This is a genomic window from Cedecea neteri (assembly GCF_000757825.1).
GTDB classification, from domain to species: Bacteria; Pseudomonadota; Gammaproteobacteria; order Enterobacterales; family Enterobacteriaceae; genus Cedecea; species Cedecea selenatireducens.
Genome location: NZ_CP009451.1, coordinates 1994504 through 2020424, shown reverse-complemented (window position 1 = coordinate 2020424; position 25921 = coordinate 1994504). Strand labels below are relative to the sequence as shown.

Sequence of the window (25921 nt, the reverse complement as noted above, 5' to 3'; positions counted from 1 at the left end):
TAAAGTCCGCTGGGATAGCCGGCTTGTTACGGGCGTAAAAAAGGAGTGATTTATCACTCCTTTGTTGTTTCTGGCTGGTCTCAAGCGAGACGGGGTTATTCCTGCTCGGTTTTTTTCTTTTTCTTCTTAAACCGCGCCCAGATCTTTGTTTCCTGGCCACGCCACAGGCGCTGAATATTGTCGTGGTGACGCATCAGAATCAGGCAGGAAAGCATGGCGACCGGAAAGGTGAACTGTGGTTTGAACCACCAGACATAAAACGGGGCGATAAGCGCGCTGATAATGGCGCCGAGGGAAGAGTAGCCGCTTAATAACACGCTTAGCAGCCAGGTGCCCGCCATCACGCCGGTTAAATCCCAGCCAATAGGCGCAATGGCACCAAAGGCCGTAGCAACGCCCTTGCCGCCGCGAAACTTAAAGAACACCGGCCAGATATGGCCGAGGCAGGCGGCGATGGCAATCAGGCCAAGCCAGAAGGGGGTCACACCCAACGCCCACGCCGCCCAGACGGGCAGCATGCCTTTCAGAACGTCAAAAATCAGTACCGCTGCGGCTGCACCTTTACCGCCAATGCGTAATACATTGGTTGCTCCTGGGTTACCGGAGCCGCTCTCGCGTGGATCGGGGAGACCGGCAATGCGGCAAACCAGAATGGCGCTAGAAATCGAGCCGCAAAGATACGCGAGGAGGATCATACCAGGCGCGATTGCACTCATAACGCTGTTCCATGTTGAAAGTGTCGAAGTCTTCTTTGCATCTGTGGATAATACGCATATTTCGCCGGAAGTGGTATCCGGCATGACTAAAAACCGGGCAGGGCGTGATGGACATTGTATTTATAGAGCAGCTTTCGGTAATCACCACCATCGGTGTTTACGACTGGGAACAGACCATTGAACAGAAGCTGGTGTTCGATATCGAAATGGCCTGGGATAACCGCAAAGCCGCGGGCAGCGATGATGTAAAGGATTGCCTCAGCTATGCGGATGTGAGCGAAGCTGTGATTAAGCACGTCAGCGGCGGACGCTTTGCCCTGGTGGAGCGCGTGGCTGAAGAAATAGCGGAACTGCTGCTGGCCCGCTTTAACTCGCCGTGGATTCGCCTGAAGGTGAGTAAGCCAGGGGCGGTAGCTCAGGCCGCTAACGTTGGGGTTATCATCGAGCGTGGCAGTAATCTGAAACCAGGCAAATAATTACCGGGATCGTTAAACCAAACGGTGACCGGCGGGTCTTATCAACGTATCTTTTGCGGCTAACGTCCTGCGTAGGCCGTTTTTTTGTGTCTGTTTTTGGGGATGAGGGTTAAGTGATGAGCGATCTACCAACCTTGGCAATTGCCGCCATTCTTGGCGTTGTTGAAGGGTTAACCGAGTTTTTACCGGTATCGTCTACCGGGCACATGATTATTGTGGGGCATCTTTTAGGCTTTGAGGGGCAGACGGCTGAAACCTTCGAAGTGGTTATCCAGCTTGGCTCTATTCTCGCCGTGGTCGTGATGTTCTGGCGTCGTCTGTTTGGCCTGATTGGCATTCATTTTGGCCGTCCTCCCGAGCATGAAGGGGTAGGCACGGGGCGTCTTTCACTGATTCATATTCTGCTCGGCATGATACCGGCGGTGGTGCTGGGACTTGTTCTTCACGATGCCATTAAATCGCTGTTTAACCCGGTGAATGTGATGTATGCCCTGGTGGTCGGCGGCGTGCTGCTGATTGCGGCGGAATGCCTGAAGCCGAAGGTGCCGAGTGCGGTTGGCGTGGACGACATCACCTACCGTCAGGCATTTATGATTGGCTGCTTCCAGTGTCTGGCGCTTTGGCCGGGCTTCTCTCGTTCCGGGGCAACCATTTCCGGCGGGATGCTGATGGGCGTTAGCCGCTATGCGGCCTCTGAGTTCTCGTTCCTGCTGGCGGTGCCGATGATGATGGGGGCGACGGCGCTTGACCTCTATAAGAGTATCGGCTTCCTGACGATGGGCGACCTGCCAATGTTTGCCGTGGGCTTTGTTACCGCCTTTATCGTCGCGCTTATCGCCATCAAAACCTTCCTGCATCTGATTAAGCGAATTTCGTTTATTCCGTTCGCTATCTACCGCTTCGTGGTAGCCGCAGTGGTGTTCTTTATCTTCACCTAGTTTCTGATGCCCTCAGCCTTGCGGCTGGGGGCAGTGCTGTTCCTTCCAGACAGCAACCGCTTTAATTCTCCGCTTCGTCAGCTCTTCCCTGATTGCCGGGCCGCTGAATCCAGCTTCAATCACTTCTTTGTTCGTTACGCTCTGCGCCGCAATCCAGGCCGCGCGCAGCATTCTGCCCTGCGGATAATCACTGGCCTCAAAACCGGTGCGCCCTCGGGCATCGGCCTCGCTGGTTAAGGCGATTTGCTCCACGCGATGCGGCTTACGCCAGGCGTCGATGGCGTCGAACAGCTTTATCACCGTTTTTGGCTGCAAAATCGGGAAGGTGTGGATCAGGTCGTGGAACTCGGCGACCAGTTTTGCCAGGTCACGAATGTCATTCGGGATGCGCAGGCGGGCACAAAGTTGCTCCACAAGCTTAACGCCCGCCGGGCCGTGGCCGTGGTGGCTTGGCCATTTTTCTTTTGGCGTCAACCCCTTGCCGAGGTCGTGACACAGCGTGGCAAAGCGAACGTCTACCTCCGGGCTAAGCTGCGCGGCAATAGACAGGGTCATCAGCGTATGGATGCCGGTGTCTATTTCCGGGTGCCATTTTGCCGGCGCCGGAACGCCGTATAGCGCGTCGATTTCCGGGAACAGGACTTTCAGGGCGCCGCATTCGCGCAGCACGGCAAAAAAGACCTGCGGATTACGGCTGGTGAGGGCGTTTTCCGTCTCCTTCCAGACGCGTTCGGCGGTGAGATGGGCGATTTCACCGTTGTCGGTCATTTCACGCATCAGCGCGAGGGTTTCTGGCGCTATCTGGAAATTCAGGTGGGCGTAGCGTGCAGCAAAACGCGCCACGCGCAGGACGCGCAGCGGGTCTTCATTGAAAGCCGGTGAAACATGGCGCAGCAGGCGACGCTCGATGTCGGCGAGGCCGTTATACGGATCGATAATCTCGCCGTTCTCATCCTGGGCAATGGCGTTGATCGTCAGGTCACGGCGCAGGAGATCCTGTTCAAGCGTGACGTCCGGGGCTGAATAGCAGGTAAAGCCGGTATAGCCCTGGCCTGATTTCCTTTCGGTACGGGCCAGCGCATACTCTTCGTGGGTTTGCGGATGCAGGAACACAGGAAAGTCTTTCCCGACCTGCTCGTAGCCTTCATCCAGCATTTGCTGAGGCGTCATCCCAACCACAACCCAGTCTTTATCCTTAACCGGTAGTTTTAATAACCCATCACGAACTGCACCACCGACCAGATAAATCTTCACGCTTTACACCCCAGGCACCGTTATTGAACCACGAATGGTAAGTGTAGATGCGAGGGGGAAGCAACGGCTAATGTGTCGCCGTTAGTTCATCCAGCGGTCTTTCTTCTTACGGCTTGGGATCATGTGCGGAAGCAGCAGGCCAATCAGCAGGCCAAACCCAGCCACACCGCCGCCGTACATAAACCACTGCATGATGATGGCGCGCTGTTTATCGTCAAGCTGGACGTTGGCGGCATCCACCTTTTTCTTGGCGACGATTAGCTGGTTTTTAAGCTGCTGATTCTCGTCCTTCAGGCCGTTAATCACGGTGTCGCTCTGGGCAACCTTCTGCTGCATTTCAGCGGTACGCTGGTTCCAGGTTGTGTCGATGTTATTCAGCTTGTCGGTCAGCGTTTTGACCTGGTTTTCCAGATCGGGTACGCGGGTACGCAGGCTTGGATTGGTGCTCAGCTGAGCAAGCGGGATCCAGGAAGTGCGCCCGTTGCTGTCGCGTACCTGGCCGTATTTCGTTTCTTCATTGCTTTGCAGCAGCGTGACTTGTTCCCCTGCGTTGACGGTGCCAACCAGGCGGTAGTTATCGCCCGGGCCACTGCGGACCCAGGTGTTCAATTCATCAGAGACATAACGTTTTTCTTCGGCATGAGCCACGACGGAAACGCTAAGGGACAGCAAAGTGAGGCAAATCAGGCGTAATTTCTGCATTATTTCGTCGTTATTTTCATAAAGTGTGGAACGATAGTAGTGGCAACAGTCTGACGGTGCAATCCGTAAACCTGAATGAGAATCATCCTGATGTCAATTTCACCACCAGGCGTTCCTGCACTACCGCAAATTCGCTACCCGAAGGGGTATTTTGTCGTACTATTACAGACCTAATCGACGCTATTTAGTTCGCCAGGATGTTGCCTGGTGTGACGTAAACAAAAGTAAAGAAGACATGGCTCAGGAAATCGAACTCAAATTCATCGTTAACCCTGCTGCGCTCGACGCGCTGCGCGACAAGTTGAATGCCCTGCCAGGCGAGCACAGCGATCCACGGCAGTTGCTCAATATCTATTATGAAACAGCGGATAACCAGCTGCGTCGCCACGACATGGGGCTGCGCATTCGTGGGGATGCCGGGCGCTATGAAATGACGATGAAAATCGCCGGACGCGTGACCGGCGGGCTGCATCAGCGCCCTGAATATAACGTAGAGCTAAGCAAGCCCGAACTGGATCTCGCTTTGCTGCCGGCGGAAGTGTGGCCCGAAGGGCTGGACGTGGCGGCGCTGCAGGCCGAGGTTAAGCCGCTGTTCAGCACCGACTTTGCGCGTGAAAAGTGGGTGGTTACTCACGGTGCGAGCCGTATTGAGCTGGCGCTGGATCTCGGTGAAGTGAAAGCCGGGGAGCACCAGACGCCGATCTGCGAACTCGAACTTGAACTGTTAGCCGGTGAAACGTCAGACCTGCTGGCCCTGGCGGAAAGCCTGGTCACTGAGCCTGGCCTGCGTCAGGGCAGCCTGAGCAAAGCGGCGCGCGGTTATCACCTGGCTCAAGGCAATGCGGTGCGCGAAGTGAAGCCGCTGGGCGTGCTCTACCCACCAGCTAAAGCCACCGTTGAACAAGGTCTGGAAGGTTCCCTGGAGCTGGCGCTCGCTCACTGGCTCTACCATGAAGAGCTGTGGCTTAGCGGCGTGAAAGCGGCCAGACAGCAGGTGATTGATGCCGTGGGCCTGGTGCGTCATGCGCTGGCGCTTTTCGGCGGCATCATCCCAAGAAAAGCGAGCACTCACTTGCGTGAGCAACTGATTGCGCTTGAAACCCGCTTTGCCGACGATGAAAAAGCCGAGGCAATGGTGTACAGCGCGCAGGCAAGCAGCGCCAAACTGGCGTTAACCCGCTGGCTGGTGGAGCGCCAGTGGCAGGCGTTTGTTGATGAAAAAGCGCGCGCTAAGCTGGATGGCTCCTTCAAGCGTTTTGCCGATACTCACCTTTCCCGCCACGCGGCCGAGCTGAAAGAGACCTTCCAGCGCCCGCTGGGAGACAGCTATGCTGACCAGCTGCCACGCCTGGCGCGTGAGACGGATTCTATTCGCCTGCTGGCCGGGGTATACAGCGATGCGCAAACTCAGCCATGGCTGGAAAACTGGCAGGGACTGCGCCACGCCATCGTTACCCGCCAGCGCATCGAAATAGAGCATTACCGAAACGAAGCGATCTCGCAGGCGCCATTCTGGCTGCATAGCGGGAAATAATAGACTGGCAACGGATACCCACCATGATGTCGCTGACTCCTTTATTACAGCAGCACCTGCAGGCGTTTTTGCCGCGCCTGCCGCAAGAGATTGACTCCCTGACACTGAGCGACGAAGCTCGCGCGGTGCTGGCGATAAGTGATTTTGTTGGTGACAGCGTGGTGGCGTATCCCGCCTGGCTGCAAACGTTGCAGCAGGACGCGCCGAAGGCTGACGAATGGCAACATTATGCCGCCTGGCTGCAGCATGACTTGCAGGATGTACACGACGAAGCGGCATTAATGAAAGCGCTGCGTTTTTTCCGTCGCCGCATTATGGTGCGCATTGCCTGGGTGCAGGCGCTGGAGCAGGTGGATACCCAAAGCACGCTGCAACAGCTCAGCGTGCTGGCTGAAACGCTTATCGTGGCCGCCCGCGACTGGCTCTATGCTGCCTGCTGTCGCGAGTGGGGCACGCCCTGTAACGCAGCCGGAGAGCCTCAGCCGCTGCTGATCCTCGGCATGGGCAAGCTCGGCGGTGGCGAACTGAATTTCTCTTCCGATATCGACCTGATTTTTGCCTGGCCGGAGAACGGTTCAACCCAGGGCGGGAGGCGCGAGCTCGATAACGCCCAGTTCTTTACCCGCATGGGGCAGCGCCTGATTAAAGTCCTCGACCAGCCTACGCAGGACGGTTTTGTTTACCGCGTGGATATGCGCCTGCGTCCGTTTGGCGACAGCGGCCCGCTGGTGCTCAGCTTTGCCGCGCTGGAAGATTATTACCAGGAGCAGGGGCGCGACTGGGAGCGCTATGCAATGGTGAAAGCGCGCATTATGGGTGACAACGACGACGTGTGGAGCCAGGAGCTGCGCAACACGCTGCGGCCGTTCGTATTCCGCCGCTACATCGACTTTAGCGTGATCCAGTCCCTGCGTAACATGAAGGGCATGATTGCCCGCGAAGTGCGCCGCCGGGGGCTGACGGACAATATTAAGCTCGGGGCGGGCGGTATCCGTGAAATCGAGTTTATCGTTCAGGTCTTCCAGCTCATCCGCGGCGGGCGAGAGCCTGCGCTGCAGTCCCGCTCTCTGCTGCCTACCCTCGACGCCATCCAGCAGCTTCATTTGCTCCCGGAAGAGGATGCGCAGAAACTCCGCGCGGCCTACCTCTATTTGCGTCGGCTGGAAAACCTGCTGCAAAGTATCAACGACGAGCAGACGCAAACCTTGCCGGGGGACGATCTTAATCGCGCTCGCCTGGCCTGGGCGATGCAGGCCGCAGACTGGAATGCGCTTCAGCAGACGCTGCTGCTGCATATGAACGACGTGCGCCAGGTCTTTAATGACCTGATTGGCGACGATGAGCCCGAAGCCGGGGAGGATAAAGTCTCTGAGGCATGGCGTGAACTGTGGATTGACGCCCTGGACGCCGATGAAAATACGGCGGTGCTAAGTCATTTAACTGCTGAGGCACGGGCCGAATTACTCAAGCAAGTTAGCCATTTCCGTCAGGAGATCGACAAGCGCACTATTGGCCCACGTGGCCGCCAGGTGCTGGATCAGCTGCTGCCGCACCTGCTGAGCGAAGTCTGTTCCCGGGCCGACGCGCCGTTGACGTTTTCCCGCTTAACGCCGTTGCTGTTTGGCATTCTCACCCGCACGACCTATCTGGAGCTGCTCAGCGAATTCCCCGGCGCGCTCAAGCACCTGATCACACTCTGTGCGGCCTCGCCGATGATTGCCGCGCAGCTTGCCAGCTACCCGCTGCTGCTTGATGAATTGCTCGATCCCAACACGCTGTACCAGCCAACGGCAATGGATGCTTATCGCGACGAACTCCGTCAGTACCTGCTGCGAGTGCCGGACGAAGACGAAGAGCAGCAGCTCGAAGCGTTACGCCAGTTCAAACAGGCCCAGATGCTGCGTGTGGCGGCAGCCGATATCGCCGGAACCTTGCCGGTCATGAAGGTTAGCGACCATTTGACCTGGCTTGCCGAGGCTATTCTGGATGCGGTGGTTCAGCGAGCCTGGACGCAAATGGTGGCGCGCTACGGTCAGCCCCGGCATCTGCAGGACAGAGAAGGCCGTGGCTTTGCCGTGCTGGGATACGGAAAACTGGGCGGCTGGGAACTGGGCTACAGTTCCGATCTGGATTTGGTCTTCCTGCACGATTGCCCGATGGAAGTCATGACGGACGGCGAGCGGGAAATCGATGGTCGCCAGTTCTACCTGCGCCTTGCCCAGCGCATTATGCACCTGTTCAGCACGCGAACCTCGACCGGTATTCTGTACGAAGTCGATGCTCGTCTCAGGCCATCCGGTGCGGCAGGAATGCTGGTGACTACGGCAGAATCCTTTGCCGATTATCAGAAAAATGAAGCCTGGACCTGGGAGCATCAGGCGCTGGTCCGGGCCCGCGTTGTTTACGGTGACCCGGCGCTTAACCGCCAGTTTGATGCCATTCGTCGCGAGATCCTTTGCACGCCACGAGAAGGGCAGGCGCTGCAGGTTGAAGTGCGCGAGATGCGTGAAAAAATGCGCGCGCATCTGGGCAATAAACACCGCGATCGTTTTGATATTAAAGCCGATGAAGGCGGTATCACTGACATCGAATTTATTACGCAATATCTGGTGCTGCGCTATGCCAGCGAAGCGCCGAAGCTTACCCGCTGGTCTGATAACGTCCGCATTCTGGAGCTGATGGCGCAGAACGACATTATGGACGAAAGCGAGGCCAAAGCTCTGACCCACGCCTATGTCACGCTGCGCGATGAATTGCACCATCTGGCGTTACAGGAATTGCCTGGGAACGTTGCGCTGGACGCTTTCGTTGAAGAACGTGAGCAGGTGCGCCGCAGCTGGCAAACCTGGCTTGGCGAGCCGCAAACGCACGCCGGGGCGTAATTATGTTATCATCCCGCGCAAAATTTTATCCCTCGCTGGAGAGTCAGGAATGAAAGTAACGCTGCCCGAATACAGCCGTGCAGGCGTCATGGTGGTTGGTGATGTGATGCTGGATCGCTACTGGTACGGCCCAACCAGCCGTATCTCGCCGGAAGCCCCGGTGCCGGTGGTGAAGGTGGATACCATTGAAGAACGCCCTGGCGGTGCGGCTAACGTGGCGATGAACATTGCTTCGCTTGGCGCTAATTCTCGCCTGGTCGGCCTGACCGGTATTGACGATGCGGCTCGTGCGCTCAGCCAAAGCCTGGCCGGCGTCAACGTGAAGTGCGACTTCGTGTCCGTCCCGACTCACCCAACGATTACCAAGCTGCGCGTGCTTTCCCGTAACCAGCAGCTGATTCGCCTCGACTTTGAAGAAGGGTTTGAGGGCGTAGATCCAGAACCCTTGCACGAGCGTATCAGCCAGGCGCTGCCGCAGATTGGCGCGCTGGTGCTTTCCGACTACGCCAAAGGCGCGTTGGCAACCGTGCAACAGATGATTCGCCTCGCGCGTGAAGCCAAAGTGCCGGTGCTGATCGACCCGAAAGGTACGGACTTTGAGCGTTACCGTGGTGCCACGCTGCTGACCCCGAATCTTTCCGAGTTCGAGGCCGTGGTCGGCAAATGCAAAACCGAAGCCGAGCTGGTGGAACGAGGCATGAAGCTGATTGCCGACTATGAACTGTCGGCGCTGCTGGTGACGCGTTCCGAGCAGGGCATGACGCTGCTGCAGCCGGGCATTGAGCCATTCCATCTGCCAACCCAGGCGCAGGAAGTCTACGACGTGACCGGGGCCGGTGATACGGTGATCGGCGTGCTGGCGGCGACGCTTGCGGCGGGAAACTCTCTGGAAGAAGCTTGCTACTTCGCCAACGCTGCGGCGGGCGTGGTCGTTGGCAAGCTGGGAACGTCAACCGTTTCTCCGGTCGAGCTGGAAAACGCGGTACGTGGTCGCGCAGAAACGGGCTTTGGCGTAATGACTGAAGCCGAGCTGAAAGTTGCCGTCGCCGCTGCGCGCAAGCGCGGTGAGCGTGTAGTGATGACCAACGGCGTGTTCGATATTCTGCATGCGGGCCACGTATCTTACCTGGCGAACGCCCGCAAGCTGGGTGACCGTTTGATTGTGGCGGTGAACAGCGATGCTTCTACCAAACGCCTGAAAGGCGAAACTCGCCCGGTCAACCCGCAGGATCAGCGCATGATCGTGCTGGCGGCGCTGGAAGCCGTGGACTGGGTTGTGCTGTTTGAAGAAGACACGCCGCAGCGCCTGATTGGTGAGGTCCTGCCGGATCGTTTAGTGAAGGGCGGCGACTACAAACCAGAACAGATTGCCGGCAGCAAAGAAGTTTGGGCCAACGGCGGGGAAGTGATGGTGCTGAACTTTGAAGATGGCTGCTCTACCACCAATATCATCAAGAAGATCCAGACCAACGGCTAAATCCAGCCGCCTGGAGAAAAATGCCCTCGTAAGAGGGCATTTTTGTTTCTAGTGCTTCACTAACGTGGCGAAGTAATAGACCAGCGGAATCGCCAGCAGGTACAGCCCCACCGGAATTTCACGCCACTTACCGGCAATCACTTTAATGATGATGTAGAACAGCAGGCCACCGGCGATCCCGGTACCGAAGCTGTTGGCGATAAGCGTGATCATCACCATCATCAGTACCGGCAGGCCGTCGGTAAAGTTCCCCAGATCCACTTTGCGCAGGCCGCTGAACATGTTCAGGCCGATAAGGATCAGCGCGGGTGCAGTCGCTTCTTTAGGGATCATCAGTGCAATCGGCGTAAACAGCAGCATCAGCAGGAACATCACCGCCGCCGCCAGCGCGGTCAGGCCGGTTTTACCGCCAGCTTCTGCCGCCGCCGAAGACTCAATCAGCGCGGTGGCGGCCGGAATACCGACCCACGGGCCCAGCGCTGCGGCAATGGAGTCCACCATAAACGGACGGTTGATGTGCTGCATGTTGCCATGTTCGTCCAGCAGCCCGGCTTCGCCGCCCACCGCCAGCGTGGTGCCCATGGTGGAGAAAAACTCTGAAGCAAAGAACACAAACAGGAACGGCAGGAAGGCGATGTTCAGCGCGCCGAGCATATCAACGTGGCCCAAGACCGGTGCCAGCGAGTGCGGCATAGCGATAAAGCTTTGCGGCAGATGGGTGACGCCCAGCGGAATGCCGACCAGCGTGGCAAACAGGATAGCCCACAAAATGGCGCCCGGTATGCGGCGAGCCTGAAGGGCAATCGCCAGGAACAGGCCGCACAGCGCAACCATCGCGCCAGCAGAGGTAAAGTCGCCGAGCGCCAGAGCGTTGGTTTTCGCGTTTGCCAGCACCAGGCCAGCGTTACGGAAGCCCAGCACCGCGACGAACAGCCCGATGGAGGCCGTAAGCCCGAGCTTTATCGACTGCGGCACCGAGCGCGTAACGACCTCGCGCAGGCCGAGGCGGGTAAGCGCAAAGAACAGAATGCCTGACCAGCAGGCGATGCCGAGGCCAATCTGCCAGCCAATATGCTCGCTCCCGGCGAGCGTAACGCCCACCAGCACCGAGCCGCCGATACCTGGCCCGACAATAAACGGCAGGTTGCCGTAAAACGCCATCAGCAGGGTGCCGATGACGAAGGCGATGATCGTCCCGGTAGTTGCCGCGCCTTTATCCATGCCGCCTACGGCAAGCAGGCCGGGGATAACCACTAAAAGATAAGCTGCAGCGAGAAAGCCGGTCACGCCCGCGAGGCATTCGGTTTTCACTTTGCTTTGGCGGCTGCGGAGCTGGAATCGCCGCTCCAGCCAGCTTTCACTGGCGGCCTGAGACACTGAATTTTCGGCCATTATTTGGCTCTCCGGATTAATGTGTTGTGTGTGCGTCTGCCGGATGTTCGTGGCATTCAATAAGCGGGTCGACAATCTGGCGAGTGCTGCCATCCGTCAGGCCCAGATCGGTCAAATGTGGCCCGGCGTTACAGGCGAGGCAGGTGCCTTCGATAGCCTTGAACACGCGGTACGGCGGCTCCCAGTCGGCGACTTTATTGCTCAATTCGCGTAATTGAGCAAACTGCTGCGCCAGCTCGGCGGTGGGAAGATCGGAGAGCATTCCGGCAATCGGCATTTCTACCTTCGCCAGCATCTGCCCGTTTTGGCTCAGCGCCATCCCGCCCCCGCAGGCGATAAGCTCGTTGGCGGCCAGCGCCATATCGTGCGGATCTCTGCCCAGCACCACCAGATTGTGCGAGTCGTGCGAATAGGTTGTGGCAATGGCCCCGCGAAGTTCTCCCCAGCCTTCGAGCAGCGCCAGCTGAGGTTTTGCCTCGTGGCGGCCGTGACGATGCTGAACCCAAATCAGGCTGAAACCTTCTGGCAGCTGGACTTCACCGTGCCGGACTTCTACCTCGACTTCGCTCCATTGGGTGAAGCGAGCGCCCTTGATGTGGCGCAGGCGTGCGCGGCCATTGTTGACCGGCACTTTGAGTACAAAATCGTTTGGGTTTAGCGGCTGCAGCTGAACGGTATCTCGCGGAGGAACGATAGACGGCGCCGCGACGGGCTCCAGCATTTTCCCCTGTTCGGCTACAAGCTTCCCGGCAACGTAAACGGTTTTGGCGCTCAGTTTTTCCAGTGAATCAAACACCACCAGATCGGCGGTGCGCCCTGCGGCAATCAGGCCGAGATCCGGACGCTGCAGACGCAGCGAGGCGTTAAGCGTGGCCAGGCGCAAAGCATCCGTGGCCTTCATGCCGTGCTCAATCAGCAGGTTAAGCAGCGCCACGATACCGCCTTTTGCCAGCAGCATGTCCGGCGGCACGTCATCGGTGCAGACGGTGACCTGTGAGGAAAGATGCGGCAGGCCGTTCAGCGCGGCGACGATCTCCGGCAGCAGATACGGGTGTGAACCACGAATTTCCAAAGTCAGCCCGGCGCGCAGTTTTTCCAGCGCATCTGCCGCGGAGGTCAGTTCATGGTCGGACGTTACGCCAGCCGCCAGGTAGGCCTGCAGTCCAGCGCCGCTGAGGCCCCGCGCATGCCCTTCAATCAGCTTGCCGCTCTCCAGGCCAGCGTTAAGAATTTCCAGCATTCTCTCGCTGCCGTTGAGCACGCCGTGCATATCCATCACTTCGGCTACGCCTGCCACTTCAGGCCAGGAGAGCAGGGTTTCCATCTCTTTCCCGGCAAAATCTGCGCCGGACATCTCCAGCCCCGGCGTTGAAGGCACGCTGGACGGCGCCGCGCAGATCACGCGCAGCGGCAGGTTGCGGCTGGCGTCAACGGCGTAGCGTACGCCCTCAATGCCGAGCACGTTCGCCAGCTCGTGCGGATCCCAAAAAATAGTTGTGGTGCCCTGGGCAACGACGATTTCGGCATAGCGGGCGGGCGGCAGGTGGGAACTTTCAACGTGAACGTGGGTATCCATCAGCCCTGGGCTGAGGTAATTGCCGGCAAGATCGTGGGTCTGGGCGGCATCTTCGCGGCTGCCGCGAGGATGTACGCTGGCGATAAGCGTGCCAACTATACCGACATCGGCTTCACGTGTTTCTCCGGTTGCCATATCAACGACTCTGCCATTAATGAGCAGCAGGTCGAAAGGCGCTTCACCGAGGGCGGCTTTTACCGCCCGGCGTCGTAAATCAGCAGAGGTCATGGCAGGGTTCCAAAAAAGAGGCTCTGGCGGCTACTCTAGGCAGGGGAATACGCTTTGCCCAGATGATTTAATTTATCAGCCGATAAGAAACGTTTATCCTGTGGCAAACGTTTACCTGGCAACCCTGATACCCCAATGGCTGAACCCTGGCAGCGCCTTCCCGCACTCTCGTTAAAACAGATCCAGTATTTTGTGACGCTGGCGAAACTTCGTCATTTCACCGATACCGCCAGCCGGCTGGCGATCAGTCAACCCGCGCTGAGCAGCGCGCTACGGCAGATTGAGTCCGTACTGGGCGGCAAGCTGGTAAATCGTACCGCGGCCGCAGTGACGTTAACGGACTTAGGCGCGGCGCTGCTGCCTCATGCCGAACGCGTGCTCAACGTTGCGCAGCGCTCCTTTGACGATATGCAGCGTATTGTGCAGGACGGAGGCGACGGCACGCTTCGCATAGGCCTGGTACCGTCGGTAGGTAGCCTGCTGTTCCCCGATATTCCCCAATTGATCGCCGAAGCTTTTCCTCGCCTGCGCGTAGAGTTTCACGATCGCACCAACGATGCGCTGATAGCCCAACTGGAAAGCGGTCAGCTGGACTTTGGCCTGGGCGCGCTGGACAGTTCGGTGCCTAAAACGCTGGAAATCCATCCGCTGCAGGAGGATCCCTTTGTGGCGGTAGTCAACTGTCACGATCCTCTGGCAGAATCCAGCCATGCGCCGTGGCGGAGCCTGGTGAAGCGGGACATCGCCGTATTTTCAAAAGGCAATATCAGCCGGCTGGTGGCGGCAATGGCCGAAAGCCAGCGGCTGACGCTAAATGCACGCTATCAGGTCGATTTTATTGAAACGCTTTACGGGCTGGTGCGCTCGCAGCTGGCGGTGGCGATTTTGCCGCAGCTTTACACCACCTTTTTGCAAGACCCCGAGCTGAAAGTGATTCATTTGCAGCAGCCTTCGCTCAGCCGCACCGTGGCGCTGATGCGAAGCACCGAACCGTTTGCGCCGCAAATTGAAGCCTGCTTCCAGCTTATTGTTCGCGTATTACAACAACGAAAAGCACCCTGATTTCACAAGGAAAACCTGACATGAAAAAGATCCTGCGCGTGGTGGTTGTGCTGCTGATTTTGCTGCTGGCCGCCGTCGCAATCCGCCTGTGGCTGCTGCATCGCCACAGTGATGCTCTCTGGAATATCATCAGCCAGCAGTGCATTCCTAACCAGCAGCAGAATAACTCACCGGCGCCTTGCCTGAAGGTCGACCTGGCGCAGCGCTACCTGGTGTTCAAAGATGCGAAAGGCCCGCTGCATACTCTGCTGATGCCGACGGACAAAATTACCGGCATTGAAAGCCCGAAAATTCTCGAAAACGGCGCGCCAAACTATTTCCAGGACGCGTGGGATAACCGCCATTTCCTGCTGGATGAAACCACAAAAGCGGTGCGAGATGACGATTTAGTGCTGGCAATCAATTCCCGCTACGGGCGCTCCCAGAACCAGCTACATATTCATCTCTCCTGCCTGCGTCCTGAGGTGTACCAGTCCATTAACCAGCTTGCCGATAAAGTGGGTACCCAGTGGCAGCCGTTTGGCGCGGAGATCCTCGGGCATAAATATCTGGCAATAAAAGTCCCTGCAGATGCTAATCCGTTTACCGTGCTGGCGGAGTATGTGAAGGCGCAGGATGACGAAATGGAGAACTTTGGCCTGGCGCGCGTGGTGACAGCGAAAGGGGATGTGGTGCTGTTAGCCAATCCTCGCCAGCTGCTGGGCGGGAATCAGGGTTCGGCGGAAGAGATGCTGGACTACAGCTGCTCGCTGGCAAACTAAATAAAAACGGCCTCTTCGAGAGGCCGTTTCTTTGCTGCCGTTACGACAGGTAATTCATGCCCTGTTTGAGTACCAGGTCGCAGGCTTTAGTTTTCACTTTTTCGGCTAGCGGCGAGTTGCCGATGCTGTTCAGATCCAGCTTCTGGCCGTTGGCCGTATTCAGCAGGCCCATCAGACCCTGGTTGTAGTCCTGCTTGTCGGCAGGCTTGGTGCTGCTTTCCAGCCCCAGCTTAGTCATCAGCTGGTTTTTGATATTGTCGGTATTGGTGACGGAAGCCAGTTTATTCTTCGCGCAGTATTCCATTACGCCGGCCGCATTGGTCATCGTGCTTGAGCTAAGTGACTTGCTGTTGCCGTTAAGCAGGCTGGTCAATGAAGAGAGAGAAAGACCGCCACTTTGAGCGCCGTTGCTGGCGGTCGTGCCGTTGCTTTTGCTCAGCTCGCTTGCGGCACTGGAAAGCTGATCCTGCCAGCTTGCAGCAGTTGCCTCGCCGGTGAAAAAGGCCGCTGCCAGAGCCATGGCGCAGAGAGTTTTATTCCTTGCTTTCATCTTGTGATACTCGCTTTGTTTGCCTGCAGTGCAGGAGATTTCAGGCGAGAGTATAGCGCTTTGGCCGCAAGCAGGGGGATTGAGAGTTGTCTTAAACCGGGGATTCAGGTGAAAAAGCCGGGTTTCCCCGGCTCGTTACATCAGTTCACATCAGTTGATGATGTTCAGGGTCACGTCGATGTTGCCGCGGGTCGCGTTGGAGTAAGGGCAAACGATGTGTGCTGCGTCGACCAGTTTTTTCGCTTCGGCAGCGTCCATACCAGGCAGGTGGATGTTCAGCTTAGCTTCGATGCCGAAACCGGTCGGCAGTGGCCCGATGCCGACTTCACCTTCAATGAAAGCTTCAGACGGCATGGAGATTTTGTCACGGCCGGAGACGAACTTCATCGCGCCCAGGAAGCAGGCAGAATAGCCTGCGGCGAATAGCTGCTCAGGGTTAGTGACTTCGCCACCCGCGCCGCCCATCTCTTTTGGCAGGCCCAGCTTGACGTCCAGCACGCCGTCGGAAGAGGTTGCGCGGCCTTCACGGCCACCGGTAGCTTTGGCTTTTGCGGTATAAACGACTTTTTCTAAAGACATGGCAGGTTCCTCATCTTACATTGCATTTACGCTATAAAATAGCGTGCGATTTATATGGTGTTTTAAAAACCGCCGACAATATCGACGGTTAATTATTACGTATTTAAATTACTGCGCAAGGTTTCCAGCTGTGTTTTGAGCGCCAGCATGCTGTCCACGCTGCAGGCCGAAGCACAGCGGACGGAATCTGGAATACCCAGCGCTTTTTCCTGCAGCGCTTTCCCATCCTGGGTCAGCGTCACGGCTACCTGGCGCTCATCTTCGCGTGAACGCTGACGTAACAGCAGCCCCGCGTTTTCCAGGCGTTTCAGCAGCGGAGTCAGGGTGGCCGAGTCTAAAAACAGACGCTCGCCAATTTGCGACACCGTGACATCGTCCTGCTCCCACAGCACCAGCATCACCAGATATTGCGGATAGGTAAGCTGCAGCGGCGCGAGCAGCTGGCGGTAGAGCTTGTTCACCGCCAGGTTGGCGGAGTAGAGCGCGAAGCAAAGCTGGTTGTCCAGCAGCAGGGCGTTCGTTTCGGTCGATGTCTTCTTCATGGTTCTCAATATAAATAGTGCGCTATTAAATAGCAAGTTTTATTTTGCGGCGGCTTCTCTGCCCGCTCATCATCAGACCCGAGGTTTTTTGCGATACAGCCAAAGCCCCGGCAGCGAGAGGCCAATCGACAGCGCGCCTACGATAAACGAAGCCTTCAGAAAATTAGTCACCAGCTGGATCATCAGCGGATCGCTGTAGCCGAAGTGTGTCAATTTTACCGCCGAGATCATGGCGGTGTAGGCGTAGATCCCTGGGAACATGGGAATAACGGCCGCAACGGTGAAAACTTTTGGATGAGCAAGATACCAGCGTGACCACTGAATACCAATGATGCCGACCAGAATCGAAGCCAGAAAAGTGCTCCATTCGATGTTCAGGCCTGCGCTCATCATCGCCATACGCGAACCGTGGCCGATGCCGCCGAGCAGGGCGCAGTAGGGCAGGGCGCGCTGGGGTACGTTAAACACCAGCGCAAAACCTGCCGCCGGCACGGCGGACAGCGCCATATCCTGAAGCAAAGCCAGAATAAATTCGATTATGCCCATCCTCGCAGCCCCCATACCGACATCGCCATCACCACGCCGATGCAGGTGGCAAGCGTGAGCAGGCTGGCCATCGCCCAGCGGGCCAGGCCGGTGTTGACGTGGCCTTTGAACATATCGGCTACGGCGTTAATCAGCGGGAAGCCGGGAACCAGCAGCAGTACGCTTGCGGCCATCGCAATGTTGGAGGTGGCGGCAAACGGGCCCTTGGCGATCAGCAGCCCGGAGACGCTGGTGGCGACAAACGCGGTGATGCAGAAGTTTATCTGTGGGTGAAGCTGGCGATGCGTGAGCAGCTGGCGTACATACATCGCCAGCGAGCTGGCAATAAAGGTGACCAGCGCGCCGTCCCAGCCGCCGTTATTCAGTTTGCAGAAGCAGCCGCAGGAAAGACCGACCATCAGCATCACCATCCAGCGCGGGTAGCGCAGCGGTTTGATGTGTTCGAAGCGCTTATGAACGTCCCCTGCATCGAGCAGTTTGTGTTCGGCGAGGATCACGATGTGCTGCACTTCGGTCACAACATGCATATTGATCCCGCGATCGACATTTTTACGCGTGGTCGTCAGGCATTGGTTGTCTTTGATGGTGCTGAGCACAATGGCGTTAGCGGAGATTGAGCTTTCCACGCTGTCCATGCCCAGCGCTTTGCCGAGGCGGGTTGAAAGCTCTTCTACCAGCGCGCTTTCTGCCCCGTGCTGCAGCAAAAAGAGTGCACACTGAATACATAAACGAGTGACGTCCCGTTGGGGAACAACATCTGGCTGCATACTTATCCTGACGAAAGAGAATGAAATGCGCTTAACGTTTATTCATTTAACATGAGCGCATCGCTTCATTAGTCGCGTCAGATCAAGCTTTGAGTCACTTAAGCCGCAATTACAGGCAGACGTCCACCCATTTAGCCTGAGTTAATTCGGCCATACGTTCAGGGGAGATGCGGACGGCGCTGTGGATAGCGCCTGCGGCGGGCAATACTTCATCGTACTGGCGCAGCGAAATGTCGCAGAATACCGCCAGCGGGTTTTCTAGCCCAAACGGGCAAACGCCGCCGACCGGATGCCCGGTCCAGTTCACTACTTCATCGCTGCTGAGCATGCGCGCTTTAGCGCCAAAAGCTTCTTTAAGTTTCTTATTATCAAGACGAGCATCGCCTTTCGCGACGATCAGAATAATGTCGTTTTTGACTTTTAATGAGAGCGTTTTGGCTATTTGCCCGGGGGCAACATTGTGGGCCGCAGCGGCAAGCGCGACGGTGGCGGTGCTTTGGTTTAGCTCGATGATATCTATATCTGGGGCATGATCGGCGAAGAATTGCCGCACGGACTGCAAACTCATGATTTTCTCCTGATCCAGGTGGCAAATAATTTCGCATAAGCTTGTGCTTTCTGTAAACCGCTTATACTTATCTCATACCCGCCTTGTCAGAAATTTCTGGATCTCCTTCACAATCAATGAAACCGGTTGCAGTAACCGGTTGCAGTAATAAATTCCGCGAGGAATACTGAATCCCGTAACCACCCCTGTACCTAATAATAAGAGTCGTCTATGAAACGTATCCTTTTATGCTGTGCCGCTGGTATGTCTACCAGTATGGTCGTGAACAGGATGAAACAGGCCGCCCAGGATCAACAGATTGAGGTTGAGATTAAGGCGGTGGGTATCGAAGAGTTCACGGATGCTTTGCCTGAATTTGATTGCTGTTTACTCGGTCCGCAGATCAAATACCGTCTGGAAGATTTTAAGGCTCAGGCCGCTCCCAAACGGATCCCGGTCACGGTCATTAACTCTATGGATTACGGAATGATGCGCGGCGACAGAATTCTCGCCGACGCACTCGCGTTGATAGCCTGACAGGAGAGCCAATATGTCTTCCAACCACGCTGCATTTAATTTAATTTTCCGCTTTGTTGAAAACTACGTCAGCCCTGTTGCCGGGCGTATTTCCTCACAGCGTCACGTCATGGCCATTCGCGACGGCTTTATTTCCGCGATGCCGTTCATGATTGTCGGATCGTTCCTGCTGGTCTTTGCTTATCCGCCGTTTTCGCCCACCACAACCTGGGGTTTTGCTCGCGCCTGGCTCGATTTGGCGAAGCAGTTCGAGGGGCAAATCCTGACGCCGTTTGATATGACGATGGGCATTATGTCTATCTACATTTGTGCGGCGATTGCCTACAACCTGGGCAAACATTACGTCAAATCGCACGGGCTTGATCCCTTCATGTGCGCCATGCTGTCGCTGATGGCCTTCCTTGTGGTTGCAGCCCCGAAAACCAAAGGGACGCTGCCGGTGGATAGCCTCGGCGGTACCGGGATCTTCACCGCGATTCTGGTGGCGATTTACTGCGTAGAGATGATGCGTTTCCTGAAGGCACACAACATCGGCATTAAGCTGCCGGACCAGGTGCCGCCGATGATCAAAAACTCTTTTGACCTGCTGATCCCGGTGCTGGTGGTTGTGCTGACGCTGTATCCGCTGAGCCTGTTTATCCAGTCCCAGTTCGATATGCTGATCCCTCAGGCCATTATGGCGCTGTTTAAACCGCTGGTGTCGGCTGCGGATTCCCTGCCTGCGATTCTGCTGGCGGTGCTGATTGCCCACCTGCTGTGGTTCGCGGGAATCCACGGGGCGGCGATTGTCTCCGGGATGCTGCAGATGTTCTGGCTGACTAACCTGGGCCTGAACCAGGGCGCACTGGCCGCCGGTGCACCGCTGCCGCATATCTTTATGGAAGCGTTCTGGACCTTCTTTATCGTGGTCGGTGGTTCCGGGGCGACGATGGGCCTGGTTGTCTGCTATCTGCGCAGTAAATCTGCTCACCTGCGCTCTATTGGCCGGCTTAGCATCGTGCCAACCTGCTTTAACATTAACGAGCCGGTTATCTTCGGGACACCGATTGTGATGAACCCGGTGTTCTTCATTCCGTTCCTGCTGGCGCCAATGGTTAACGCCGTGCTGGCCTGGGGCGCGATGAAGCTGGATCTGATTGGCCGCGTAATTTCCGTTGTGCCGTGGACGGCACCGGCACCTATCGGCGCTGCCTGGGCGCTGGGCTGGGACTTCCGTGCGGCGATTCTGGTGATTCTGCTGGCCTGCGTATCGTCGATCATCTACTTCCCGTTCTTCAAAGTGTACGAGAAGCAGCTGCTGGAACAGGAGAAAGAAGAGGCGCAAAGAGCGAGCGAGGAAGGAAACCAACAGCTGGCTTAATAGCTTAGATAGAGAGAACGAACGGCGGGGAAACCCGCCGTTTGCTATTTCAGAGTACAGTCGCCGCAGCGTTGGACGTCGGGCAGCTTGTAGCGCTGGCAGCAGGTGCGGCGAACCAAAACGCCATCACGTGGGATCGCGGTGCGGTAAAGCGGGTTTTCCCTGCCGCATGAGAGCTGCTTTTCAAAGAAACAGGCATTCACCAACGCCGCCAGGCTCTGTTCATCCAGCCGCGGTTTCAGCTCGCCGAAGAACCAGTTCACCAGGTAGCCGGTGTTGCTCCAGATAAGCCGGGCGTTGATGTCTTCGCTGGCTTCCAACGCCGCTACAACGGGCATCAGGCCGTGGGTAATGAACTGTTCCAGGCGCAGGCGTAGCGGTAGCTCGGTTGCTTGGCTGTCTTCTTCCACGTTAATCCAGAAGCATTTGGCTCGCCCCGTGGCATGGAACTCAACGCGCATGTGTTGGGGAGCAATGTTCAGCGCTTTAGGTTGGGTCAGCAAGGCCATCATCATCGGCGGCACCAGCAGGCCAATGTACCACTGCGCCCACAGGGACTTCAGCGGCTTGTGCTCGCGGGAAAGTTGAGGCTGGTTACGATAAATATGGTCGCCGTAGGCCGCCATCAGTGAAGTCAGCACGGCAGGTTTTCGCCACTCGCTTAGCGTCATCGCTGAGGCAGGCACGGGCTCGTTTAATTTGATGATGTCGTTGAAGTAAGGCCGGTGGGTGGCGAAATGTTCCCGCAGAGAATCGGCCAGCGGACGCGCCGCCGGAGACCAGGGGAGCACAAAACACCCGCTGTCGTCGCTGAGCTGAAGGGATTGAAGCGCCATACTCTCGTCAAGAAGTAATCTAAATGATAATGATTAGCAATCCTAACTATGCGTGCTTCCTCTGGCAAGATGATTTCGCCGCCATCGCAAATTGAAGGCGGCTTTTGCGATCTGGCGCGGCTTATCGGCAGGCTATTTTGCGGCGAATTTGTAAGCCGTTTTGCCGTCAGGGAAGAATGCGTAGGTCACGTACATTGGGATTGTGCGGCCGCAGGCGTCAAACTTCCAGGCTTCTTTCGCTGAACCTGAAATCAGCGCCGTTCCGGCGGCATTAGTGCGGATATCATCCGATTTACTGACCAGGTCTACGGAGACGGATTCTGGTTTGTCCCGGCAGCCGCTGGTGATAGGCAGCATCGGGATAAGGTGCTGCAAAACATAGGCTGGATCGCTGGTCAGCGGCTGGCCTTTGACCTGCAGTCTGCCGGCGTTATTGTTGGCACAGGCGGTGAGAAGAAGTACGGGAAGTACGACGAGCGCAGGAAAAACGTTAGCCATTATTATTCCTCAGAGATACAAAGTATTGCCGTAAGCGGCATGTTTTTATTGTCTGAAATATGAACAATATGCTGCCGGTACGCAACCACATTATTTCTGAGGAAAAGGCTAACCTGCGGTGGCCATTTCGTTGGTCAGAATGCTGTTTCGTCCTCGATTTTTTGCCTGATACAGCGCCTTGTCCGCCTGGCTCAGAGCGTCATCAATGCTGCCTCCGGTAAAGGGCGCCAGGCCGATACTGACGGTGACGTTGGTCGCGACCTGGTTATTAAACATATGGGGAATCTCCAGATCGAAAACGCGCTGGCGGATCCTTTCGGCAGACTGCAGCGCGCGCTCGCCGTCGATGTTGGTGAGCATCACCATGAACTCTTCGCCGCCGTAGCGCGTGACGATATCTCTTGAACGCACGGCATCGCGGATGGCGGCCGACACGCGGATCAGCGCCTGATCGCCCATCGCATGGCCGTAGTGATCGTTGTAGGACTTGAAGTAGTCGATATCCAGCAGCAAAACGTAATGGCTGCCGCTGCCGGAGGCCTGAATATGTTCGAGGCGGTTTTGAAAGCCACGGCGGTTATACAGTCCGGTTAAAGGATCGAGCATGCTGAGGTCGTTCAGCGTCTCTTTCTCTTCGAGAAGCTTATTCATCAGCCGCTGGGTAAAACGCTCGTTACGCTTTTGAATAATATGCTGAATGGTGATGCCGATGGCGGGCAGCGCAATAGAGTAGAGCACCCGTAACCACTGATCGACATCCCCCAGCCAAAGCACCACCAGCGCGACGGGCAGGCTTTGTAGCAGGAAGGCCACGATATTATTAATAAACGAAATGGCGCCAATAAAGAGCACCGACATCAGGCTGATAACCAGAAATGAAGTATCCAGATAGCCGATAGCCTCGTGCTTAATAAAAATGTGCAGCGCCCATAATAATCCGAGAGATAACGAGACAATATTCAGGTTAATCAATCGCTTTTTATTGATAACCTGCCAGGCCAACAGCGCCAGGCTGGCGAGCAGAATGGTGATAGCGGGCAGCGTTACGCGCATGGCCGAATGGATCGGGAAGAGCATAGCAAAAGCGGCTGCCAGGGCGTTGAGCAGCAAAAATAAACGTAAAGAAAGCTGGTGCTTTGCTTTGAGTAAGGCTCGCCAGGTTTGGGCTGTCATAGAACGGTTATGTCTTGGGTAAGTGCGTCAGGTGTTGTGTGTGTGTCGTATCAATGAAAAGCGGGTTATTTGCTTTTCTGGCAACTATTGGAATTTTTATGAGGCAAACTAAAGCCGGCGGTCAATCTATCACCTTACTGAAAATCTGTCATTAAATGACGCGTCAACCCTGGCTATTTCAGCGATAGCTCTCGCACGTTTTCACGCTGACAATTGAGAAATTTTATCATATGATATTGGTTATCATTATCATGATTGAGGCGCGAAGATGCTGCAACGACGACTCGAAGGTGGCTGGAGTGTAATGGTGGCGGGCCTTGCCGTCGCGCTGCTTGCCTGTATGGATCTGTCTTTCAGCCAGTGGCGAGTGCTGGTGGTCGTCGGGCTGTTGGCAACGGCGCTGATGCTATATCACAAGACGTTACGGCACTTTGTTTTACTGCCATCATGCGTAGCATTTGCCAGCGGATTGCTGCTGATTGTGATGAATTTGGGAACGATGAGATAAACAATAGGGGGATAAAAAAGAGGGTCACTTCGTAAGAAGTGGTGCGAAGAGAGGGACTTGAACCCTCACGTCCGTAAGGACACTAACACCTGAAGCTAGCGCGTCTACCAATTCCGCCACCTTCGCACAGTTTTCAGATTTGCACCTGAAGAGTTTTGATATCGCCTTCGCATTGGTGCGAAGAGAGGGACTTGAACCCTCACGTCCGTAAGAACACTAACACCTGAAGCTAGCGCGTCTACCAATTCCGCCACCTTCGCGCAGTGCGAACGATATCTTTCGTGGTTGTGTTGGTGCGAAGAGAGGGACTTGAACCCTCACGTCCGTAAGAACACTAACACCTGAAGCTAGCGCGTCTACCAATTCCGCCACCTTCGCATACCTGTCATACCGAAGTATCACAACCACGGAGGCGCATTCTAGATGTTTTCTGAGCTTCGTCAACACTTAATTTGGTGCCGCTTTTCTGACTGATGCAAAAAGCGGCACCGAAGCGTGTTTAGCGTTTTTTGCCCGCGCGGGTCAGAACGGCGCGGTAGACCTTGAAGCGGCCGGTTTGGGCAATAACTTCATGGCTGCCAAACACTTCGTCCAGCACGTTAGGGTAGGCCAGGAAGGCGTTCGCCACGATGCGCAGCTCGCCGCCCATGTTCAGATGGCGTGCTGCACCGCGAATAAGCTGGTGAGCCGCATCAAGGCTGGTTTGCATACCGTCGTGGAACGGCGGGTTGGAGATAATCATGTCGAAACGACCGTTGATCTCCGAGTAAACGTTACTGGCGATGACTTCGCCTTCAATGCCGTTTGCCGCAAGCGTTGCACGGCTGGCAGCTACTGCAGGCGCGCTGACGTCGCTCAGCGTGAGGCGAACTTTTGGCGAGTGGCTGGCCAGGGTGATGGCCAGTACGCCCGCGCCGCAACCTACGTCCAGCACTTTGCCTTTGGTGTGCGGCGTCAGCGTGGAAAGCAGCAGCTTGCTGCCGGTATCCAGGCCGTCACGGCTGAAGACACCCGGCAGGGTTTTCACCGTCATCTCGTCATGTGGATATTCATCCCACCAGCCGTTTTCATCAAACGCTGGCTGCTGCTCAAGGCGGCCGTGGTACAGGCCACAGCGGCGAGCGCTGTCGATTTTGGTCAGCGGGCAAATGTCAGCCAGCATCTGCTCGGCGCTGCGCACGCCGGAACGGTTTTCGCCCACGACGAAAACGTCGGTGCCAATCGGCATCAGCGACAGAATGTTCATCAGCTGGAACTGGGCTTCTGGCTTGTTCTTCGGCCAGTAATAAATCAGCGTATTGCTGTCAGCAACGATGTCCGCACCGGCCACGAGGCCGTACTGTGCGTTCTCACCCATCTGCGCGCTGAGTACCTGCCAGTGGTGGAATTGCTGGGTGTGGGCGCGGCTGGCGGCGGTGTCGAAACGCGCCGGCAGGTCGTCTTGCATGTCACCGGCAAACAACACACGGCTCTCGGTAAAATCATCGCTGTGGCGCAGCAGTACTTCACTCGCCGGGGTAAACGCACTCATCAAATTGCTCCTGGAAAATCAGAGCGTGGATTATAGAGCTTTAATGGCGTGGATTCGATGAATTTGCTATATTTGCCGCCCTAATTACGCTCCAGATAGGTTTCGCTATGACTTCCCCTTCCCGACGCGACTGGCAGTTACAGCAGCTGGGTATTACCCAGTGGGTGCTGCGCCGTCCGACGGCTTTGCAGGGTGAAATTGCGGTTTCTTTGCCTGCTGGCGTGCGTTTGGTGATGGTCGCCGAGGCGCTGCCGGCGCTGAACGATCCGCTGGTGAAGGACATTTTACGCAGCATGGCGTTAAGCCCTGAGCAAGTGATGCAGCTGACCCCAGAGCGCGTTGCGATGATGCCGCCCGACAGCCGCTGCAATAGCTGGCGTCTGGGCGTGGAGCAGCCGCTGACGCTGGACGGCGCGCAGCTGACTTCCCCCGTGCTGGATGAGCTTTATCACAATGGCAACGCGCGACAGGCGCTGTGGCAACAAATTTGCGAACATGAACACGATATCTTCCCTGACGCCGAATGATTTAGCGGCGGCGTACGCCATCGAGCTACGCAGTCATGCTTTTCCCTGGAGTGAAAAAACGTTTGCCAGCAATCAGGGCGAACGCTACTTCAATTTACGGCTGGACGTTGACGGCAAGCTTGCCGCTTTTGCGGTGACGCAGGTCATTCTCGACGAAGCCACGTTGTTTAACATCGCGGTCGATCCGGCATACCAGCGGCAGGGGCTTGGAAAAGCGCTGCTTGAGTACCTTATCGAGGAGCTTGAGAAGCGGGATGTCTTTACGCTGTGGCTGGAGGTACGTGCCTCCAACGTTGCGGCAAGAACGCTGTACGAAAGTCTGGGCTTTAACGAAGCGACGGTGCGTCGTAACTATTATCCTGCAAAAGAAGGTCGGGAAGACGCAATCGTGATGGCGCTTCCCCTCGGTTAATATTGAAAAG

General features: G+C 56.4%; 27 protein-coding genes and 3 tRNA genes. 12 read left to right on the top strand and 18 right to left on the bottom strand.

Annotation, left to right across the window (positions count from 1 at the left end):
• Window positions 1-95 precede the first annotated feature (95 nt).
• Window positions 96-716, bottom strand: coding sequence for a glycerol-3-phosphate 1-O-acyltransferase PlsY (gene plsY / locus JT31_RS09220; RefSeq protein WP_038475880.1), 621 nt, complete (start codon window positions 714-716; stop codon window positions 96-98).
• Window positions 717-823: 107 nt separating this feature from the next.
• Here plsY and folB point away from each other — a divergent pair, with 107 nt between their 5' ends.
• Together folB and bacA are read left to right on the top strand one after the other, a co-directional pair.
• Window positions 824-1192: a bifunctional dihydroneopterin aldolase/7,8-dihydroneopterin epimerase gene (gene folB / locus JT31_RS09215; RefSeq protein WP_038475877.1), complete on the top strand. Its 369-nt coding sequence runs from the start codon at window positions 824-826 to the stop codon at window positions 1190-1192.
• A 116-nt stretch (window positions 1193-1308) separates the two neighbouring features.
• The gene (gene bacA / locus JT31_RS09210) at window positions 1309-2130 is read left to right on the top strand and encodes an undecaprenyl-diphosphate phosphatase (RefSeq protein ID WP_038475874.1); all 822 of its coding nucleotides are present in this window, start codon (window positions 1309-1311) and stop codon (window positions 2128-2130) included.
• Window positions 2131-2142: 12 nt separating this feature from the next.
• Here bacA and JT31_RS09205 read toward each other — a convergent pair whose 3' ends face one another.
• The gene (locus JT31_RS09205) at window positions 2143-3384 is read right to left on the bottom strand and encodes a multifunctional CCA addition/repair protein (RefSeq protein WP_038475871.1); all 1242 of its coding nucleotides are present in this window, start codon (window positions 3382-3384) and stop codon (window positions 2143-2145) included.
• Between the two features lie 81 nt (window positions 3385-3465).
• A complete protein-coding gene (locus tag JT31_RS09200; protein WP_038475868.1) occupies window positions 3466-4086 on the bottom strand; it encodes a TIGR04211 family SH3 domain-containing protein in 621 nt (206 codons plus the stop codon).
• Between the two features lie 235 nt (window positions 4087-4321).
• Here JT31_RS09200 and JT31_RS09195 point away from each other — a divergent pair, with 235 nt between their 5' ends.
• Genes JT31_RS09195 through hldE form a run of 3 tightly spaced genes read left to right on the top strand, consistent with a single transcriptional unit; the run spans window position 4322 to window position 9979 of the window.
• Window positions 4322-5620 (top strand): inorganic triphosphatase, encoded by a 1299-nt coding sequence (locus JT31_RS09195; protein WP_038475865.1) that lies wholly within the window; start codon window positions 4322-4324, stop codon window positions 5618-5620.
• A gap of 23 nt (window positions 5621-5643) precedes the next feature.
• On the top strand, window positions 5644-8502 hold the full coding sequence (gene glnE / locus JT31_RS09190; RefSeq protein WP_162473296.1) for a bifunctional [glutamate--ammonia ligase]-adenylyl-L-tyrosine phosphorylase/[glutamate--ammonia-ligase] adenylyltransferase: 2859 nt from the start codon (window positions 5644-5646) through the stop codon (window positions 8500-8502).
• A 49-nt stretch (window positions 8503-8551) separates the two neighbouring features.
• Complete coding sequence (gene hldE, locus JT31_RS09185) at window positions 8552-9979, top strand: bifunctional D-glycero-beta-D-manno-heptose-7-phosphate kinase/D-glycero-beta-D-manno-heptose 1-phosphate adenylyltransferase HldE (protein WP_038475862.1); 1428 nt, start codon at window positions 8552-8554, stop codon at window positions 9977-9979.
• 48 nt (window positions 9980-10027) lie between these two features.
• Here the strand turns inward: hldE and JT31_RS09180 are convergent, their stop codons facing one another.
• Together JT31_RS09180 and JT31_RS09175 are read right to left on the bottom strand one after the other, a co-directional pair.
• Window positions 10028-11371 (bottom strand): NCS2 family permease, encoded by a 1344-nt coding sequence (locus JT31_RS09180; RefSeq protein WP_038475859.1) that lies wholly within the window; start codon window positions 11369-11371, stop codon window positions 10028-10030.
• Window positions 11372-11387: 16 nt separating this feature from the next.
• Entirely contained in the window at window positions 11388-13175 is a 1788-nt protein-coding gene (locus JT31_RS09175; protein ID WP_038475855.1) for an adenine deaminase, read from the bottom strand.
• Between the two features lie 135 nt (window positions 13176-13310).
• Here JT31_RS09175 and JT31_RS09170 point away from each other — a divergent pair, with 135 nt between their 5' ends.
• Window positions 13311-14237 (top strand): LysR family transcriptional regulator, encoded by a 927-nt coding sequence (locus tag JT31_RS09170; protein WP_038475852.1) that lies wholly within the window; start codon window positions 13311-13313, stop codon window positions 14235-14237.
• A 20-nt stretch (window positions 14238-14257) separates the two neighbouring features.
• On the top strand, window positions 14258-14998 hold the full coding sequence (locus JT31_RS09165; RefSeq protein ID WP_038475849.1) for a CDP-diacylglycerol diphosphatase: 741 nt from the start codon (window positions 14258-14260) through the stop codon (window positions 14996-14998).
• 40 nt (window positions 14999-15038) lie between these two features.
• On the opposite strand, the gene JT31_RS09160 is transcribed toward JT31_RS09165, so the two are convergent.
• The 6 genes from JT31_RS09160 to JT31_RS09135 all read right to left on the bottom strand — a co-directional run bounded on the left by JT31_RS09160 (window position 15039) and on the right by JT31_RS09135 (window position 18550).
• A complete protein-coding gene (locus tag JT31_RS09160; RefSeq protein WP_038475845.1) occupies window positions 15039-15548 on the bottom strand; it encodes a DUF2501 domain-containing protein in 510 nt (169 codons plus the stop codon).
• Window positions 15549-15698: 150 nt separating this feature from the next.
• A complete protein-coding gene (locus JT31_RS09155; protein ID WP_038475842.1) occupies window positions 15699-16127 on the bottom strand; it encodes an organic hydroperoxide resistance protein in 429 nt (142 codons plus the stop codon).
• 95 nt (window positions 16128-16222) lie between these two features.
• Window positions 16223-16669 (bottom strand): MarR family winged helix-turn-helix transcriptional regulator, encoded by a 447-nt coding sequence (locus JT31_RS09150; RefSeq protein ID WP_038475839.1) that lies wholly within the window; start codon window positions 16667-16669, stop codon window positions 16223-16225.
• 72 nt (window positions 16670-16741) lie between these two features.
• Window positions 16742-17215: a threonine/serine exporter gene (locus tag JT31_RS09145; RefSeq protein WP_038475836.1), complete on the bottom strand. Its 474-nt coding sequence runs from the start codon at window positions 17213-17215 to the stop codon at window positions 16742-16744.
• Window positions 17206-17982: a threonine/serine ThrE exporter family protein gene (locus tag JT31_RS09140; RefSeq protein ID WP_038475833.1), complete on the bottom strand. Its 777-nt coding sequence runs from the start codon at window positions 17980-17982 to the stop codon at window positions 17206-17208. Before JT31_RS09140 ends, JT31_RS09145 begins: the two co-directional genes overlap by 10 nt.
• A gap of 109 nt (window positions 17983-18091) precedes the next feature.
• Entirely contained in the window at window positions 18092-18550 is a 459-nt protein-coding gene (locus JT31_RS09135) for a YbaK/EbsC family protein (RefSeq protein WP_038475830.1), read from the bottom strand.
• A 210-nt stretch (window positions 18551-18760) separates the two neighbouring features.
• Between JT31_RS09135 and JT31_RS09130 the strand changes: the two genes are divergently transcribed.
• The gene (locus JT31_RS09130) at window positions 18761-19066 is read left to right on the top strand and encodes a PTS sugar transporter subunit IIB (RefSeq protein ID WP_038475827.1); all 306 of its coding nucleotides are present in this window, start codon (window positions 18761-18763) and stop codon (window positions 19064-19066) included.
• Window positions 19067-19079: 13 nt separating this feature from the next.
• Window positions 19080-20426, top strand: coding sequence for a PTS sugar transporter subunit IIC (locus tag JT31_RS09125; RefSeq protein WP_038475824.1), 1347 nt, complete (start codon window positions 19080-19082; stop codon window positions 20424-20426).
• Window positions 20427-20470: 44 nt separating this feature from the next.
• Here JT31_RS09125 and fhuF read toward each other — a convergent pair whose 3' ends face one another.
• The 3 genes from fhuF to JT31_RS09110 form a co-directional block, all read right to left on the bottom strand.
• Window positions 20471-21262, bottom strand: a complete 792-nt coding sequence (gene fhuF / locus JT31_RS09120) for a siderophore-iron reductase FhuF (protein ID WP_038475821.1) — start codon at window positions 21260-21262, stop codon at window positions 20471-20473.
• A gap of 132 nt (window positions 21263-21394) precedes the next feature.
• Window positions 21395-21760, bottom strand: coding sequence for a hypothetical protein (locus tag JT31_RS09115; protein ID WP_038475818.1), 366 nt, complete (start codon window positions 21758-21760; stop codon window positions 21395-21397).
• A gap of 108 nt (window positions 21761-21868) precedes the next feature.
• Window positions 21869-22933, bottom strand: coding sequence for a GGDEF domain-containing protein (locus JT31_RS09110; RefSeq protein WP_038475816.1), 1065 nt, complete (start codon window positions 22931-22933; stop codon window positions 21869-21871).
• Window positions 22934-23201: 268 nt separating this feature from the next.
• Here JT31_RS09110 and JT31_RS09105 point away from each other — a divergent pair, with 268 nt between their 5' ends.
• Window positions 23202-23441: a DUF1435 domain-containing protein gene (locus JT31_RS09105; protein WP_038475813.1), complete on the top strand. Its 240-nt coding sequence runs from the start codon at window positions 23202-23204 to the stop codon at window positions 23439-23441.
• Window positions 23442-23480: 39 nt separating this feature from the next.
• Here the strand turns inward: JT31_RS09105 and JT31_RS09100 are convergent.
• The 4 genes from JT31_RS09100 to rsmC form a co-directional block, all read right to left on the bottom strand.
• Window positions 23481-23567 (bottom strand) — tRNA-Leu (locus tag JT31_RS09100).
• Between the two features lie 47 nt (window positions 23568-23614).
• Window positions 23615-23701, bottom strand: a tRNA-Leu gene (locus JT31_RS09095).
• Window positions 23702-23732: 31 nt separating this feature from the next.
• Window positions 23733-23819, bottom strand: a tRNA-Leu gene (locus JT31_RS09090).
• A gap of 121 nt (window positions 23820-23940) precedes the next feature.
• Complete coding sequence (gene rsmC / locus JT31_RS09085) at window positions 23941-24972, bottom strand: 16S rRNA (guanine(1207)-N(2))-methyltransferase RsmC (protein WP_038475810.1); 1032 nt, start codon at window positions 24970-24972, stop codon at window positions 23941-23943.
• Window positions 24973-25079: 107 nt separating this feature from the next.
• Between rsmC and JT31_RS09080 the strand changes: the two genes are divergently transcribed.
• Entirely contained in the window at window positions 25080-25499 is a 420-nt protein-coding gene (locus JT31_RS09080) for a DNA polymerase III subunit psi (RefSeq protein WP_038475807.1), read from the top strand.
• Window positions 25468-25911 (top strand): ribosomal protein S18-alanine N-acetyltransferase, encoded by a 444-nt coding sequence (gene rimI, locus JT31_RS09075; RefSeq protein ID WP_038475804.1) that lies wholly within the window; start codon window positions 25468-25470, stop codon window positions 25909-25911. The genes JT31_RS09080 and rimI overlap by 32 nt, the downstream gene beginning before the upstream one ends.
• Window positions 25912-25921 lie beyond the last annotated feature (10 nt).